The 14,307-nt window shown below is 60.5% G+C and carries 13 protein-coding genes and 4 pseudogenes; 7 read left to right on the top strand and 10 right to left on the bottom strand.

Annotated elements, in window-relative coordinates; genetic code table 11:
* Entirely contained in the window at window positions 1-543 is a 543-nt protein-coding gene (locus H5P29_RS25865) for an SCP2 domain-containing protein (RefSeq protein ID WP_067964920.1), read from the bottom strand.
* A 432-nt stretch (window positions 544-975) separates the two neighbouring features.
* Between H5P29_RS25865 and H5P29_RS25860 the strand changes: the two genes are divergently transcribed.
* Both H5P29_RS25860 and H5P29_RS25855 read left to right on the top strand, forming a co-directional pair.
* The gene (locus H5P29_RS25860) at window positions 976-2,646 is read left to right on the top strand and encodes a UbiD family decarboxylase (RefSeq protein ID WP_312871016.1); all 1,671 of its coding nucleotides are present in this window, start codon (window positions 976-978) and stop codon (window positions 2,644-2,646) included.
* A gap of 4 nt (window positions 2,647-2,650) precedes the next feature.
* A complete protein-coding gene (locus H5P29_RS25855) occupies window positions 2,651-3,256 on the top strand; it encodes a UbiX family flavin prenyltransferase (protein ID WP_067964915.1) in 606 nt (201 codons plus the stop codon).
* A gap of 32 nt (window positions 3,257-3,288) precedes the next feature.
* On the opposite strand, the gene H5P29_RS33000 is transcribed toward H5P29_RS25855, so the two are convergent.
* Genes H5P29_RS33000 through H5P29_RS25840 form a run of 3 tightly spaced genes read right to left on the bottom strand, consistent with a single transcriptional unit; the run spans window position 3,289 to window position 4,543 of the window.
* The gene (locus tag H5P29_RS33000) at window positions 3,289-3,690 is read right to left on the bottom strand and encodes a YbaN family protein (protein WP_067964913.1); all 402 of its coding nucleotides are present in this window, start codon (window positions 3,688-3,690) and stop codon (window positions 3,289-3,291) included.
* Window positions 3,687-4,073 (bottom strand): hypothetical protein, encoded by a 387-nt coding sequence (locus H5P29_RS25845; RefSeq protein WP_067964911.1) that lies wholly within the window; start codon window positions 4,071-4,073, stop codon window positions 3,687-3,689. Before H5P29_RS25845 ends, H5P29_RS33000 begins: the two co-directional genes overlap by 4 nt.
* A 32-nt stretch (window positions 4,074-4,105) precedes the next feature.
* Entirely contained in the window at window positions 4,106-4,543 is a 438-nt protein-coding gene (locus H5P29_RS25840; protein WP_067964908.1) for a DUF6746 family protein, read from the bottom strand.
* Between the two features lie 251 nt (window positions 4,544-4,794).
* Between H5P29_RS25840 and H5P29_RS25835 the strand changes: the two genes are divergently transcribed.
* Window positions 4,795-5,499: a Crp/Fnr family transcriptional regulator gene (locus tag H5P29_RS25835; RefSeq protein WP_067964906.1), complete on the top strand. Its 705-nt coding sequence runs from the start codon at window positions 4,795-4,797 to the stop codon at window positions 5,497-5,499.
* On the opposite strand, the gene H5P29_RS25830 is transcribed toward H5P29_RS25835, so the two are convergent.
* Window positions 5,496-5,720, bottom strand: a complete 225-nt coding sequence (locus H5P29_RS25830) for a DUF1858 domain-containing protein (protein ID WP_067964905.1) — start codon at window positions 5,718-5,720, stop codon at window positions 5,496-5,498. The two genes, H5P29_RS25835 and H5P29_RS25830, sit on opposite strands and share 4 nt — an antisense overlap.
* A 187-nt stretch (window positions 5,721-5,907) precedes the next feature.
* Between H5P29_RS25830 and H5P29_RS25825 the strand changes: the two genes are divergently transcribed.
* Both H5P29_RS25825 and H5P29_RS25820 read left to right on the top strand, forming a co-directional pair.
* On the top strand, window positions 5,908-6,177 hold the full coding sequence (locus H5P29_RS25825) for a DUF6522 family protein (protein WP_067964903.1): 270 nt from the start codon (window positions 5,908-5,910) through the stop codon (window positions 6,175-6,177).
* Window positions 6,178-6,506: 329 nt separating this feature from the next.
* Window positions 6,507-7,232, top strand: a complete 726-nt coding sequence (locus tag H5P29_RS25820; RefSeq protein ID WP_246787001.1) for a thermonuclease family protein — start codon at window positions 6,507-6,509, stop codon at window positions 7,230-7,232.
* A gap of 401 nt (window positions 7,233-7,633) precedes the next feature.
* Here the strand turns inward: H5P29_RS25820 and H5P29_RS25815 are convergent, their stop codons facing one another.
* The 4 genes and pseudogenes from H5P29_RS25815 to H5P29_RS25800 form a co-directional block, all read right to left on the bottom strand.
* Entirely contained in the window at window positions 7,634-7,942 is a 309-nt protein-coding gene (locus H5P29_RS25815; RefSeq protein ID WP_154386986.1) for a cupredoxin domain-containing protein, read from the bottom strand.
* A gap of 13 nt (window positions 7,943-7,955) precedes the next feature.
* Entirely contained in the window at window positions 7,956-8,480 is a 525-nt protein-coding gene (locus H5P29_RS25810) for a DUF4142 domain-containing protein (protein ID WP_067964898.1), read from the bottom strand.
* 139 nt (window positions 8,481-8,619) lie between these two features.
* Window positions 8,620-9,309: an RNA polymerase sigma factor gene (locus H5P29_RS25805; RefSeq protein WP_067964896.1), complete on the bottom strand. Its 690-nt coding sequence runs from the start codon at window positions 9,307-9,309 to the stop codon at window positions 8,620-8,622.
* A 466-nt stretch (window positions 9,310-9,775) separates the two neighbouring features.
* Window positions 9,776-10,807 (bottom strand): annotated as a pseudogene (locus H5P29_RS25800) (IS110 family transposase).
* 226 nt (window positions 10,808-11,033) lie between these two features.
* Here H5P29_RS25800 and istA point away from each other — a divergent pair.
* Together istA and H5P29_RS25790 are read left to right on the top strand one after the other, a co-directional pair.
* A pseudogene (gene istA, locus H5P29_RS25795) lies at window positions 11,034-12,553 on the top strand (IS21 family transposase).
* Between the two features lie 13 nt (window positions 12,554-12,566).
* Window positions 12,567-13,252, top strand: a pseudogene (locus tag H5P29_RS25790) (ATP-binding protein).
* 198 nt (window positions 13,253-13,450) lie between these two features.
* Here the strand turns inward: H5P29_RS25790 and H5P29_RS25785 are convergent.
* A pseudogene (locus tag H5P29_RS25785) lies at window positions 13,451-14,217 on the bottom strand (IS5 family transposase).
* Window positions 14,218-14,307: the final 90 nt, after the last annotated feature.

The following is a 14,307-nucleotide window of genomic DNA, read 5'->3' as shown; positions in this document are numbered from 1 at the left end:
TCAGGAACGCTCCCCTTGGTCCAATCCCCGACACGCAAGCCGCCTGGCGGCACGAAGGCTGCCGAGTATGGCGTTGTCCGCGAGGCGCCCCAGGGCACCGTGGAGACCCAGCAGGTCCGCTGGCCGCAACTCGGCATCGTCAATGGCATTTCTAAGCGCCAGCACAGCTTCCGTACGGCCGCCGATTGAGACGATGCGCCTGAAGAAAAGAGCGTCGCCATCAAGACTGCCATCGAGCAACCCCAACAGCATCAAGATGGGGCCACTGATAAAGACGGCTGCGGACGATGTCTCCGACTTGCCGACGACACGGACAAGAGAGCGCTCCCCGTCCGGCACGACAAGAAAGGCAAAGGAAAGATCGGTTGGATCGACGAAGAAGCACGCGGACTTATGCTCGCCTAGTCGATCGAAGAGGTTTGGCTGCCTTTTGGCAAGGTCGCGGAGGGCCTTCGTTAGAAGGGTTCCGAGCGGCAGAGCGCCGATTTTGGGAAACAGGATTCGGGCGAGCGGCAAGGAGCCGTCCCTTTGTTCGTCGGCCATGCTGTCTCCCTCGGTGAATCCGCTTTGCTGGCGGTCTTAGGGACGAAAGCCACGGCGCTGTTTGTCGAATCTCAAAGAACAAACAGATTCCTCCTTGGTCCGCGCGATCGAGCTTAGAAGTCTCCCAAGCGAGGACGCGCAAGGAAGCCGTCTTCGATGCAGTCTGGAGCTAGGCTGCGGACATCCGCCTCGTCTCTCGGAATGAACTGAAGATCGAAACCAGTTCCCGCAATCGCCGCCGGAAGGAGGTCGGAGGCCGCCAAAGGGTGCTGCAAGGCACAAAGCAGTTCGGCCCGTGCAAAATCCCTCTCGCCCGCCCGATCAAGCCGCGGCTTCTCGAACGGCAGTCGTCCTCGCTGAATGCTTCCTTGAAAGCAAGTCGACCGCAGGGAGACGATTGCCGCTTCCAACAGTCGTGCGCAGTGCGCTCCAATGTGCATTCGCCACCCATGCTCCGTTGCAGGAAGGCATGGATACCGCCCCTCGACCGCGCGCGCTTTGTGCCAACGCAAAGAGCGTCGCCGGATGTTTGTGAAAGGTCAAAGACGGGAGCCAGTCACCGTGGCAAACGTGCGCCGTCGCCCGCGTCGCGCGACGGGATTTGTACTTATGCATCATAGATCGCTGCCGCTTTTCAATGACCTCTCCTCGTTCCTGTCGCACCTGGACGAGCGAGGAGACGTACGGCATGTCCAGGCACCTGTTTCGATGCACCTCGAAGCAACCGAGGTGCATCGGCGCACGATCGCCAAGGGCGGGCCAGTGCTGAGGTTGGAGAAGCCGATCGATGCGCAGGGAAGGGTATCGACCTTTCCTGTCGTGACGAACTTGTTTGGGACGCGAGCGCGCGTCGCCGCCGGGTTGGGCACCGACCTCAATGGCCTGGACTCGTTCGGGAAGCTTCTCGCCTGGATGAGGTCCCCGCAGGCGCCAAGGACACTGGGCGAAGCGCGAGACTTACTCCCGGCGGCTCGCAGCGCGCTCCTGGCACGGCCAAGGATCGTAAAAGCGCCTCCCAGTTGGAGCGAAATCCCGCCCGACCTGTCCCTCCTTCCAGTCCAGACATGCTGGCCAGGTGACGCGGGCCCGCTGATTACCTGGCCCGTAGTCGTGACCCGCGCACCTGGAGCTGACGATCCAGGAACGTACAACCTGGGCATTTACCGAATGCAGGTGATCGATAAGGATCGCGCAATAGTCCGTTGGTTGCCGATGCGCGGCGGTGCGGCGCACCACCGTATGTGGGCGGCCCGCTGCATCGACATGCCTGTCGCAGTGGTTATCGGCGCCGATCCAGCAACGCTGCTCGCTGCCGTAATGCCGGTGCCCGAGGGCGTGACCGAACTTGCGTTGTCCGGCATGATCGGAAACAAGCGACCACGGCTGACCGCGTGCGGCAGTATCCCGCTACACGTTCCTGCAACAGCCGAGATTGTGCTGGAAGGCACCGTATCCGCCAAGGAAACTGCTCTGGAGGGCCCGTTTGGCGACCATACCGGATACTACAATGGCGCTGAGCAATATCCGGTGTTTCGCCTCAACAGAATCCGGGTCCGTGACCAGGCCTGTTATCTGACCACCTACACCGGAAGGGCTCCTGACGAGCCCTCGGTATTGGGCGACGCTCTTACTGACGTGTTCAAGCCACTTCTTCGGCAACAGATCCCAGAAATCCGTGACGTCTGGCTTCCGCCGGAAGCCAGCTCCTACAGGATCGCCGTTCTGTCCATCGCCAAGAAGTACCCGGGGCAGGCGCGTCGTGTGATGATGGGCTTCTGGTCTCTGCTGCCGCAGTTTTCCATGACGAAAATGCTCATCGTGGTCGACGACGACATCGACATACGTTCGTGGCCGGACGTGATGTGGGCAATCGGAACGCGCATGGACCCCTCCCGTGACCTGATGACCGTGGACCGCACTCCGATCGATCACCTCGATTTCGTGTCTCCGCTTGAAGGGTTGGGAGGGAAACTCGGCATCGACGCAACGCGAAAAGTCGGATCAGAGACCATACGGGACTGGGGAAGCGAATTGCGCATGTGTCCAGAGATCGATCGGCAAGTGTCGCAGCGATGGAATGAAATCTTCCCGGAGTTCGGATAACGCCATGACCAAGCGCATCATTTTGGGAATAGCGGGGGCCTCGGGTTCTGGCCTGGCCCTCGAAACCCTCCGGCAGTTGGCCAAGGCTGGAGCTGAAACGCACCTGGTGGTTTCGATGGGCGCCAGAGCAACCATCCAGCATGAACTCGGTGATGAGGGCCTTGCCCGCATCACCGAACTGGCAAGCCGAGTTCACTCGCCTCACGACATGACAGCTCCGATCGCCAGCGGGTCTTTCCCAAACGACGGCATGATCGTCGTTCCCTGCTCCATGCGCACGTTGTCCGCGATAGCGCATGGATTAGGCGATAACCTGCTGACCAGGGCAGCCGACGTCGCCCTCAAGGAAAAACGCCGACTGGTGGTCGTTCCCCGTGAGGCGCCCCTGCACGAAGGTCACTTGCGGTCGATGCTGACGCTGGCAAGGCTGGGAGCGACGATTGCGCCTCCGATGCCACCGTTCTACGTGGGCATGCACAGCATCGACGAGATGCTCAGGGAGATCGCAGCGCGGCTGCTGAACTGGGTGGGCGTTGATCCAGGCAGCGCGATGACCCGATGGAGCGACCTGCCACAAGGTCGGCTGCCTTCACGCGAAATGGACATCTGAGACTGCCAGGGGCCTGTTGATACGCGCCGGCCTTAGCGTACCCGTTCTTCAACCTGCCGTGCAGGCGGAACTGGCCTCGTCAAGATGAACGCAGCCGCGGCCAACATAGCCGTGGCCTGCATGGTGATCGCCACCAGAGGCACGCCAGCCAGCACCGATAGAGTCAGCGCCAGCACCATGGAAAACAGAGCAAGTCTCTTCGCGCGGCGTGAGATCGCGCCGTAAGCCCGCCAATCCCTGATAGCTCGGCCAACTTGCGGATGTGCCAAAAGCCGCGAGTGGAGTTGCCGAGAACTCCTTGAGTAACAGAACGCGGCGAGAACCAGGAAAGGAGTAGTCGGAATCAGCGGAAGAATGGCGCCTATCAATCCCGCGAAGAGGGCGGAAGTGCCAGCCGCCAGCCAAATCAGCTGGCGGATACGATGAAGTGTCACGACTGCGAAGGCTCCGCTCCGTCAGCAGGCAGGATCGCCAGGCTCCTCATGCACAGCGCGCCTTCTCCCGATGTGGCAGCCACTTCGTCGAAGAGCAGCGCCAGCTCCGTATAGACGCTGCGGTCGGGCTCTGCCGCAGCCAGTTCATCGACTTCGCGGAGCAGATCTACGATGGCCTCTATCCGCTCTCGGTGCTGCCTCGCCCGTACGAGGTGTTCGCGCTGGACGCGCCTTTGCTCGAGCGCGGTAAAGCGCGTCAAAGCATCATCGAGCCGGGCACGACATTCGCAGTCCAAGTCTACGCCAGCAATGACAGTCTTTATGCGGCGCACCACCGAGCCATCTGCATGGCGATCGACGCCACCGAGTGCGTTGTAACTCATTTGTCAGCTACCTTCGCATGTTCGTTGGAGTTCTATCTGCCGCCTTTGCCGACCGGAGCTGGGCGCGGAAGCAAAGCAGCCCGCGCCACCGCTTCCTTCAATTGGGGAAAGGTCGCCTGAAGGACCTCCCGGTCGGTCGCCTCTGAAGCACGGTGGAGAATCTCGACAGTATGAACCAGGGTTTCAGACTGATCGTTGGGGCGACCTGCAATTCGGCTGGCCGCAGCCTCCAACTCGTAGCTTGCTTTGTGAATGCTCGCGTAGTCGTCCGTCGCCAGCGCCTGCTCGACCTTAGACAGTGCCCTCCGCATCATGGCGCTTGCTTCTTCCACAGTGCGGGGAATTTCCACGGCATAGTGTTTTGCGGGCTGTCCCATAGTCCCGGCGGTCGGCAAGCCGACTGCTGCCGCCAAGAGAATAGCAGCGCTGATGCCGCTTCCCAGGGTGAGCTTCTGAACCCAGGCAGTCATCTCTGCTCCTTTGATCGCTATGCGTCGTAAATCAGCAACCGAGCAACGAATTGTGCCCGGGCGATTGATATCTACACCTGGGCCGCACTTTTCCGTTTGCGCTGGCGCAAACACGATGTTGGAGTTTGAGCCGTGCCCGGTCGACGGTTGCGCCCTGCCTCGGACCGCTCACGCGGCAATATCGCTCACTGCAGCGCGGTTGCGACGCGACGCCGACTGTGAAAAAATCTGCGAGCAACTGAGGGAATGTCTTGGGCCGAGTCGACCGTTCGCTGATTGCCGGGCTCCCGCTGTTCGCAGGAATTGCGCCAGAAGGACTCGACAGAATACTGGCGGGAGCGCGATCCACGCGATATGCGAAGGATTCGGCCATCTTCGAACAAGAAGAAGAGGCCCACGCGTTCTTCCTTCTGCTGGATGGGCATATCCGAGTTGTGCGAAGCACTCCTGAGGGACAGCAGGTCATAGTTAGATACATCAGTGCTGGCGAGATATTCGGAATAGCGTCGGCGCTCGGACGCACGACTTACCCGGCCACTGCGTTCGCAGTAGTGGACTGTGTCGCGCTTTCGTGGCCCACCTCTATGTGGTCAGAGCTGTCCGCTCAGTTTCCGAGCTTTGGCGCAAATACGTACAAGACAGTTGGCACCCGACTTCAGGACACGCACACGCGCGTCGTGGAAATGGCCACGGAACAAGTCGAACAGCGCGTGGCTCATGCCCTGCTGAGGCTCCTGGAGCAGACAGGGAAGAAGACAGACGAAGGAATCCTTATCGACTTTCCGATCTCGCGGCAGGACATAGCAGAGATGACGGGCACGACGCTGCATACCGTGAGCCGGCTGCTGAGCGCGTGGGAAGACAAAGGGCTGATACGGAGCGGACGTCAGAAGGTCACAGTGGTCGACCCGCATAAGCTGATGTTGGTTACCAATGGTCGGAGCGAACGGAGCTAGCCTGCGTTTGCCTGTCGATCAATTGCAGCCGCCAGCTGATTCAGAAAAGAAGTTTCATCCAACTCGTATTCTCGACAAGCGTCGGATACGGTATGAAACGACCCGATAGGGCAACCTACACACAGCATCCGATTTGCGAGAAACACCCGGATTGTGTTGGGCCAGAGTTTCATCACGTCGTCGACCGCAAGGTCCGGGTCAAAGCGCTTGCTTGAAGCCATCTCATTTTTCCCATGCATTTCGTCTTAGCATCGCCGATCCGGCCATCCTTTCGTTGCGCTCCGTCAATCAACGCGGAAGTTCGGCGTCGGAAAAGCGGGTGACGATTCGTGCATCTTTGCGCCTTCGCAACGACATCGGCTGACGCGTGACTAGGCTGCCATTCGCTGAACGAGACGGAGAACGACTATGGCGATGGTTCGCTGGGCCCCAGACGGCCCTGAGATTGATGCGACCGTGGCTGCTCGCGGAATGAAACTGGCTGTCGAGTACTTCCTAAGGCAGATCCAGCAAGGAAACATCAGGTGCTTGGTCGAACGGGGAGTTGGCGACGATGAAGGACGGCATCGCCTGTCCTTTAAATATCGCGATCGCGAGCTGCTTCTAATCGTTGCCGATGACGGTCAAGTCCTAAGCGAGGAGCTGACTATGGCGCCTCGCAAGTTCGTCTGGAAATAAGCAAGCCGATTTGGCTAGGATCTTCCCTGAGCTGGACCGTCGCCGTCGTCATCGTCATCAGGCGCAATCAGATCGATCAAGGCGGCCACTCGGCTTCCTGGCAGCGGCCGGCCTTCACCCACCCTACGGCTGGCGCGAGCGTTTCGGCCTGGCATCATCCTGATCGAACGCGCTGGAACAGGGTTCGCGCTCCTCAAGGATCTACCCCTAGTCTACCGGGACGCGTACCTCCCCAAGAGCACTCCTCGCAGCGACAAGGTTAGCCGTGTCGCCGGTGTGTCCTCGCTCATTGAGCAAGGAAGGGTGCTCATCCCGGAAGTTGCCTTGTGGTGGAGCGCGACGAATTCCTGAAAGAGGTGTTGGCCTTTGCTCATCTCAAGACCTCAGTTCAGCCGCTTGTCGGCCGAGCTTCGGTTGTCGACGGCGATACCATCGAAATACGTGGTGAACGCGTCCGTATCAACGGAATTGACGCACCGGAATCAGCCCAAGTCTGTAAGGATGCAAAGGGCGCGAACTATCGGTGTGGCTCAGTCGCAGCTGCAGCCCTTGCAGAGTATCTCGTACGATCCTCCCCAACCCGTTGCGAGTTCGTCGACCGTGATCGCTATGGCCGCTTTATCGGCAATTGCCGCCGCGCTGATGGCAAGGACATTGCTGAATGGCTGGCCCGCAACGGCTACGCGCTGGATTGGCCGCGTTATAACAATGGAGTCTACGCATCCCATCAAGAAACCGCCAAAGCCAAGCGGATTGGCGTCTGGTCGGGCAAATTCCAAACACCATGGGATTGGCGCGCTGAGCAACGAGGCGAGACTGCTGAACCCGCGATTGTCCATGTACCAGAGGAGCCGGCCACGACGACGCCGAGCTATGGCCTGGTGTCGTCATCCTGTCGGATCAAGGGGAACATCGCAGCCAACGGCGATCGCATCTATCACATCCCAGACCAGAAATTTTACGCGAAGACAAAGGTCACTGCCTCAAAAGGCGAGCGCTGGTTCTGTTCAGAAGTGGACGCGCGGCAAGCCGGCTGGCGGCCCGCCCGCCAGTGACATGAGCTAGTCCGGTGCCTGGTTATAGTGTCCTGGGCGCTTGGGGGATTAAGGAACATTCGCCTCACCGGCAGCAAGGATGAAATCGAATACCGCGCCGAGAAGGTCAAAAAAATGTGGTGCTGCGGACAGAGTTCCTGAAGAAAGCATAGCCGGTCCAGATCAAGCCCGATTGCTAAATGTGTAGGATGATGAAGACCAGTGCAGCTATGGGTAGCGCGACACACAGGGTGAGAAGCGTGTCGCGGCCAACGGCTTCCCAATAGCGGCGGCGCGCAATCGCTCGCCACTGGCAAAGACAACCGCGGTTTTCGCTCCCGCAATCTCGCTGGACTCGGACGTACCTTGCAAATTGCGGGATCGCGGCGGCGGTCTCGCGACCCCGCACTCCGGATTGACGGCTACTTTGCCGCTACCGTGATGCGGCCTTTCATGTTGGGGTGAAAGCGGCAGTAGTAATCGATCGCCTCCGCCTTCTCGACGACGAGACTTCCCGACTTCTTGACGGGAAGCACCACCTCCCAGCCGCCCTTCACCGTGGCTGTGTGGGCAAATCTATCTTTGTTGACCCACTCGATGGTGTCGCCAATCTTCGCGCTGACCTCGGTCGGCGTGAACGCCATCTTGTCGACCGTGACGGTTATGGTTTCGGCCAGAGCCGGAACGGCACCCATGTTCAGCACCAGTGCGATAGTGACCCACGACAGCATGGCCTTATCTCCCCTATTTGAGTTCAGCCCCGACGTGCTCGGCATGCTGCTGGTGGCCCTGGAATAATTTGAGCCCGGTTTCCAGCAGGCTCTTCAGTTCGGCGTTCTCGGCTGTCGGGATCAGCAAGGTCTCAAGCGCGCCGTTGACCTGCTTGTGGTAGGCAACTTCGTTGTCGAGATAAGCCTTGTCGAACACCGCACCGTCGAGCTTCTCGAGCTTCGCGCGCTCATCGGCAGAAGCCTGGGTCAAAGCCTTGCTGGTATCGTTGTCCTCGGGCGTCACGTTGAGCTTCTTGACCAGATCGAGCGCCTGCACATTCACGGCCTCGTGATCGCGCACCATGGACTCGGCAAAGTCCACCACAGCCTTGTTCTTGGATTTCGAAATGGCGAGCTTGGCCATATCGACGTCGAGCACGCCGGCCGTGTAGGCGATATGTGCGATCTGCGGATCAGTGGGTTTGTCGGCTGCCTGCGCGAATGGCGTGGCGCCGAACAGGTGGAGCGCGGCCAACGCCGCGATCGATCGAATGTACATGCGAACCTCCTTGACCCGGGAATACCAAAGGGCGTCGGGCCTTGCTTCCAGTTGACGATCATTGGATGCTGGGCGGGGGAAAACGTTCCCGGAAAAATGCAAGTATTCCAGCATGATCGAAGGGTGGTGTTGGACGCACTTATTGCGGGAAGCCGAGTTGCTTCATCACGGCGGTGGCAAGGCGTTCGCAACGCTGGCCCGCAAAGGGGAACGCATCCATCAGGACGGGCCCGATCTGTTCGTCCAGATGCTTGCGCACGAGCGTCCGAGCGCGGTGAAGCCTCGTCTTAACCGTCTCCGGTCGTATGCCGACCAATTGAGCTGTCTCTTCGATGCTCAGACCCTCGATCACTCTTGCGACAAAAACCGTTCGATAGACATCGGGAAGGCTGTCGGTCGCCCGTTCGACGAGTTGCAGGATCTGCCGTTGCGCCATGGTCCGCTCCGGGTCGTCGGTGCTTGCGTTGAGAGGAAATTGAATGATTTGGGCCTCGGCGCTGCCCGGCTGCGAGAGGTCGGCTGCACGCCGCTTCTTGCGCAGGCGCCCCAGCGCCTCGTTGATGACGATGCGAGAAAGCCATGTCGCCAGCGTGGAATCTCCGCGAAAGTCCTGCAGATGGGCAAAGGCGCTGACGTAAGCTTCCTGGACGATGTCCTCGGCTTCGCTGTTGTTGCGGACGACACCGCGGGCGAGGCGATAAAGCCGCTGGTTGTGGGTCTTCATGATCGTGCGGAACGCGGCGTCATCGCGCGCCATCGACCGATGCGCCAATTCGAGGTCGTCAGGAGCGGCGACGATTTCAGTCAGGTCGTTGCGAGCGTGGGGCATAAGGACCTCCTTGTAGCCCGATTAGATGCTGTTCGGCGCAAAAGGTTCCCGGCAACAAGTGGCGGCAGGGCACCCGCGGCCGTCACGTCGGTCGCAAGGATCCCGTTCCGCATCTTCCGCGACTGGACGGTCATGGCAATGCGCCGCGAGCCAAGAATGGACCGGCCCTCGGGGGGACATGGTGCCGAGGCGGGCCGCGATGTTGCGGTTATGAACACCTGCTTTTCTGATCCGTCCTGTAGTGACTGCCGCCCTCGTCTGAGATCACCCCAGGTGCATGCTTCGGTCCGTGGTCAGCGCGGGGCTGCCAACATGATGCTGGTTCAATGTAGTTCCGATGCGCCCATCTCATTGGCGTGCTTGATGTGGATCGGCTCAAGTCCGGACCACCGCATCATCGGAACCGCGTCCCTGGGGGACCTCGAGGGCCTACTGTCAGGCAGGCAACGGTTGCGAACTCAAGTCTTCAGGCCGCAAGTGGCACCGTCATGTCCGACTGGAAGTCGGTGTCATCGACCCACATCCTATGAAGGATCACACCGGTGCGCCGGGCCAAGGCAACCATGGCGCGCTTCCGGCCACGGCGGCGAGCGACCTGTGCTGCTCCCCAGGTTCTCAACCATGTCGAGCGGCCTCGGTGCATCATGACGGTCGCAGCTTGACACAACGCCCGGCGCAAGTTGACGTCGCCGGCCTTGGTGATGCCGCCTGAGACGTCGCGCTCGCCTGACTGGTTGCGCGACGGGGTGAGGCCGACCCATGGCCCTACCTTCTTCGATGAAGTGAACCGGGCGGGATCATCAATTGCCGATCGTTAGGTCAACGCCACAACTGCACCGATCCTTGGCATGGACATCAGCCGACGGCATACCGGGTCATACTGAGCAAGGTTGCGGACGTGACGCTCCAGTCCTGCCAATTCATGCCGCAAGGACGCCCGCGCCCGAAGCATCGGTTCTGTCGCGGCTTCGAGCATGGGATTGCCGAGCGCCAGTTCGCGGATGCGAAGGTCGAACCTGCCGCGAGATATGGCGCCCACCTTGAGCCCGAAGTTCCGCAACACCCCACGCAGAGACATCTCCAAAGCGATCATGCTCTGCTGAACGGCCTTGCGAGCTCCGAGCACGGCGCGGACCTCTTGCGATGAGACGGATTTGCAGTGAACGGTTCGGAACCACCCGAGGTGGAGCAGCCGTGCAATTCCCTCGGCAATTCGCCGATCCGTCTTGATCGGCATTGCTTTTAGCGCTCCTCTTGCCTGGGCTTCCATCAGCACGACGTCCAAGTCGGCTTCGGTCAACCCGCGATGCAGCCACTGCGACAAGGGGCAAGCCTCAAGGCCAATGGCGGCAATGGTACTCTGCTGTTCCCTGATCCAGCACACAAGCGCTTCGGGCTCACAGGCAATCTCCGCCTCCTTTACGATGTTGCCCTGCTCGCCGACCAAACAGATCGCGGTCTTCGCCAGCGACACATCCAATCCAATGAACAGTTTCATCCCGTAATCCTCCTGTAAGATCAGATACGGGAACGTCGCCAGCTGACCGGTCAGTGCGGATTCCGATTCAAACCGGCCGGGTATTCCGATTTGAAGCCGGCCACCATTCCGGAATGAAGCCGGCCGGGATTCCGATCAATAACCGGCCACTTTCGAGGGACTGAAGAGCACCACCTGGGTCAGCAACTGCGGCATGACGCTCCTTGTATCGAACAAGGAAAGCGTAATGCCCGCAAAGAGGAAGCTGACCATGAGACAATTGAGACAAATGCTCCGGCTTGCCGGGGACGGAACCAGCGCCCGGGACCTCGCGCTGACGCTCGGGGTGGCGCGTAGCACCATTCAGGATAGCCTCAAGCGTGCCGCGGCTTCAGGCCTGAACTGGCCGTTGCCGGGTGAACTGACCGACGATGCTCTTGAGGGCAAGCTGTTCGCACGGGCCGGGGTCAAGCAAGGCATGCGGCGGCGGCCTGAACCGAACTGGGCCGACCTTGTCGTTGAGCTCAAGAAGCCGGGCGTTACGCTTCTCATTTTGTGGGAGGAATATCGCGCCGTTCATCCCGGCGGCTATGGCTACAGCCGCTTCTGCGATCTGTTTCGCGGTTTCGAACGACGGCTTTCGCCGACGATGCGGCAGCATCACGTCGCCGGCGACAAGGTCTTCGTCGACTATTCGGGCAAGAAGATCGCCATTGTCGACCCGCGCACCGGCGAGATCCGCGAGGCGGAGATCTTCGTCGCCGTTCTCGGGGCCTCCAACTTCACCTACGCGGAAGCGACGTGGACGCAAACCCTGCCGGACTGGATCGGCGCCCATGTGCGGATGTTCCGTTCCTTCGAGGGCGTTCCCCGCCTGATCGTGCCCGACAATCTGAAGTCCGGCGCCAACCGGGCCTCCTTCTACGATCCGGAGATCAACCGCAGCTATGGCATGATGGCGTCGCATTATGGCGTCGGCGTCCTGCCGGCGCGGCCGAGACGCCCGAAGGACAAGGCGAAGGTAGAGAATGGGGTTCGTTTCGCCCAGACCTGTATCCTGGGCCGGATGCGGCGGCAGACCTTCTTCTCGCTCGCCGAGGCCAATGCCGCGATCGCGGAAGCTCTCGATCGCATCAACGATCATGTTATGCGCCGTCTTGGCGTCAGCCGCCGCCATCTTTTCCAGACGGTCGAAGGTCCCGCGCTCGCCAGCCTGCCTGTGGAGGATTACGAGTTCGCCGAATGGCGCTTCGCTCGTGTCGCCACCGACTACCACGTCGAGTTCAGCAACTTCTTCTATTCGGTGCCGCACGGCCTCATCCGCCAGCAGGTCGATCTCAGGGCGACGACCCGGACGATCGAGATATTCCACCGCGGCAAGCGGATTGCGGCTCATCAGCGCCGATATGGACCGACCCCGACCACATGCCTAGTTCCCACCGGCGATACGCCGAATGGACGCCGGATCGCTTCCGCCGTTGGGCCGCTTCGGTCGGACCACAGACCGAGGGGCTGATCGTCGCCATCCTGGCCAGCCGCCCGCATCCCGAGCAGGGCTTCAGAACATGCCTGGGGGTTCTGCGCCTGTTTCGCGACATCGAACGTGACCGCGTCGAGGCCGTATCCGCCCGCGCCATCGAGATCGGAGGGCTCACCTGCAAGGGCATCGCATCGATCAGGGCCAATCACAAAGCCGCAAGACCCGCCACCGAACCCGCCGCCGTCATGGACCACGCCAATCTGCGCGGCCCCGGCTACTTCCATTGAGGAGATATCGATCATGCTGACCCATCCCACCCTCGACATGCTTTGCGAACTCGGCCTTCATGGTATGGCCAAAGGCTTCCAGGACCTTGATGCGCAACCCGAAGCCCGAGCCCTCGAACATGGCGAATGGCTCGCCATTCTGCTCGAACGAGAGGCGACGCTGCGGCGCCAGAAGCGCTTCGAGGCACGCGCCCGCGCCGCAAGATTACGGCACGACGCACAGGTCGAAGACACCGACTTTCGCGTCGCCCGGGGGCTCGACCGCGGGGTCTTTCTCAAGCTGGCCAGCTGCGACTGGATCCGCCAGCGGCATGGCCTCTTGTTGACCGGCCCGGCCGGCGTCGGCAAGAGTTGGCTTGCCTGCGCGCTTGGACCTTGCCAGCGCCTTCAAGACTCTGGCGTATCGGCCGTCACCCCTTGCCGACCGATCTTCTCATTCTGGACGACTGGGGACCGGAGAAGCTGAACGACGATCAGCGGCGCGATCTCCTTGAGATCGTCGAAGACCGATACGAGCGGCGATCGATCATCGTCACCAGCCAGGTTCCCGTCGACCGCTGGTACGAAATCATCGGAAATCCCACCATCGCCGACGCCGTCCTCGATCGCCTCGTCCACAACGCCTACCGTATCGAGTTGTCCGGGGAGAGCCTGCGAAAACGGCGATCCATGTCACCACCGGATTCATCGCCTGCTTGACCTTCAACCGAACTCGAACCAAGCATCCAAAACGACCCAGGTTCAGACCCAGAAAGTGGCCGGCTTCAAATCGGAACGGTGGTCGGAATGAAATTGGAATAGGTGGCCGGCTTCAGTTCGGAATGCATGGCCGGCTTCGTCGGAATCCGCACCGGTCAGCGTGCAAGCGATAACATGAAGTGCGCGACGCGGGCCCCGTTACGGCATCTCATTGATCCAGAAGATCATGGTTGCTGCGATCCAGATTGCCGAAAAGAACGTGTGTTCACAGCGGTCGTAGCGCGTGGCAATGCGGCGCCAGTCCTTGAGTTTGGCGAAGAGGTTTTCGACCTTATGGCGCTGGCGGTAGATGGCCTTGTCGTGGGGGAATGGGATCTTGCGGCTTCGGCTTGATGGGATACAGGCAACGATGCCCTTGTCGGTGAGTGCCTGGCGGAACCAGACACTGTCGTAGCCTCGGTCGGCGATCAAGTGGGAGGCGGCCGGCAGTTGGTCAAGCACCATGGCAGCCCCCTTGTGGTCGCTGACCTGACCGGCGCTGAGCTTGCGGATGATGGGCCGTCCGGCCTGATCGCATACGGCGTGCAGCTTGGAGTTCAGCCCGCCCTTGGTGCGTCCGATATGGCGGGGAACAGCCCTTTTTTAGAAGGCTTGCCGCTGTCCGGTGAGCCTTCAGATGGGTCGCGTCGATCATGATCCGCTCCGGCTTGGGGCCATCCTGACTGAGCGCCATGAAGATCTTGTCGAACACTCCCAGCCGGCTCCAGTGCATGAAGCGGTTGTAGAGCGTCTTGTGCGGTCCATAGGCCTTTGGGCGCGTCCTTCCACTGCATGCCGTTGCGGATCAAATAGACAATCCCGCTTACCAGACGTCGGTCATCGACACGCGGCACCCCATGGGCCAACGGAAAATGCGGCGAAAGTCGCGCAATCCGCGCATGGCTCAGCAGAAACAAATCAACCATCAGGACCTCAAATGGAGAACCTGAATCACAGATCAAACCAAACTAATAAGTCCTGACCCTAGGTCAATACCGTTACTCAGCATCGCAGAG

The sequence above is a fragment of the Aminobacter sp. MDW-2 genome (assembly GCF_014250155.1).
GTDB lineage: Bacteria > Pseudomonadota > Alphaproteobacteria > Rhizobiales > Rhizobiaceae > Aminobacter > Aminobacter ciceronei.
The sequence above is the reverse complement of the archived record's forward strand: the minus strand, read 5'-3'. Positions and strand labels throughout refer to the sequence as shown.

What these genes read in the sequence shown, in the direction of transcription:
- H5P29_RS25865 (WP_067964920.1), bottom strand. Translation starts at nt 543, where the DNA reads ATGGCCGACGAACAAAGGGACGGCTCCTTGCCGCTCGCCCGAATCCTG.
- H5P29_RS25860 (WP_312871016.1), top strand. Translation starts at nt 976, where the DNA reads ATGTGCATTCGCCACCCATGCTCCGTTGCAGGAAGGCATGGATACCGC.
- H5P29_RS25855 (WP_067964915.1), top strand. Translation starts at nt 2,651, where the DNA reads ATGACCAAGCGCATCATTTTGGGAATAGCGGGGGCCTCGGGTTCTGGC.
- H5P29_RS25845 (WP_067964911.1), bottom strand. Translation starts at nt 4,073, where the DNA reads ATGAGTTACAACGCACTCGGTGGCGTCGATCGCCATGCAGATGGCTCG.
- H5P29_RS25840 (WP_067964908.1), bottom strand. Translation starts at nt 4,543, where the DNA reads ATGACTGCCTGGGTTCAGAAGCTCACCCTGGGAAGCGGCATCAGCGCT.
- H5P29_RS25830 (WP_067964905.1), bottom strand. Translation starts at nt 5,720, where the DNA reads ATGGCTTCAAGCAAGCGCTTTGACCCGGACCTTGCGGTCGACGACGTG.
- H5P29_RS25825 (WP_067964903.1), top strand. Translation starts at nt 5,908, where the DNA reads ATGGCGATGGTTCGCTGGGCCCCAGACGGCCCTGAGATTGATGCGACC.
- H5P29_RS25815 (WP_154386986.1), bottom strand. Translation starts at nt 7,942, where the DNA reads ATGCTGTCGTGGGTCACTATCGCACTGGTGCTGAACATGGGTGCCGTT.
- H5P29_RS25810 (WP_067964898.1), bottom strand. Translation starts at nt 8,480, where the DNA reads ATGTACATTCGATCGATCGCGGCGTTGGCCGCGCTCCACCTGTTCGGC.
- H5P29_RS25805 (WP_067964896.1), bottom strand. Translation starts at nt 9,309, where the DNA reads ATGCCCCACGCTCGCAACGACCTGACTGAAATCGTCGCCGCTCCTGAC.